This window comes from Vibrio sp. 1249-1 (assembly GCF_033340495.1).
Genome location: NZ_JAWOWJ010000776.1, coordinates 1 through 613, shown reverse-complemented (window position 1 = coordinate 613; position 613 = coordinate 1). Strand labels below are relative to the sequence as shown.

The window sequence follows — 613 nt, the reverse complement described above, 5'->3', positions numbered from 1 at the left end:
TTTATTCGACGCGGCAGGATGTGGCGTCGTTTTACCAAAGGATGATGGATCATGATTTGGTACATTCTGAGACGGCTAGCCATCGCCGTTCCAACCTTACTGTTTATTGCACTGGTTTCTTTCTGGTTGATGCACATCGCACCGGGTGGCCCGTTTGATATGGAACGCCCAATGCCGGAAATCGTGCGCGCCAACATCGAAGCAAAATTCCACCTTGATGAACCGTTTCTGGTTCAGTTTTGGATTTACATTACAAACTTTGTGCAGGGTGATTTAGGCCCAAGCTTTGTTTACCAAGACTTCTCTGTCACTCAACTGGTCGCCCAATCTTGGCCCGTATCGGCAATGCTTGGGCTGCTCTCTTTTAGCATCTCAGTCCCACTTGGGATGCTGCTCGGCACTATTGCCGCGTTAAAGCGCAATAGCCGTTTGGATTACGGATTAATGACACTCTCGATGACGGGCGTGGTTGTTCCTGCTTTTGTTTTGGCTCCCGTGCTTGTCACCATTTTTGCGATTCAGCTTGGTTGGCTCCCCGCTGGTGGCTGGGAAGGTGGGCAATTAGCTTTTCTTGTTTTGCCGGTATTGAGTCTGGCCATTGGATCAGTCGCTA

General features: G+C 49.8%; 1 protein-coding gene. It reads left to right on the top strand.

The window, feature by feature from the left end:
- Positions 1-51: 51 nt before the first annotated feature.
- On the top strand, positions 52-613 hold a 562-nt coding region (locus R7Z50_RS28860), incomplete at its 3' end, for an ABC transporter permease subunit (protein WP_318149928.1).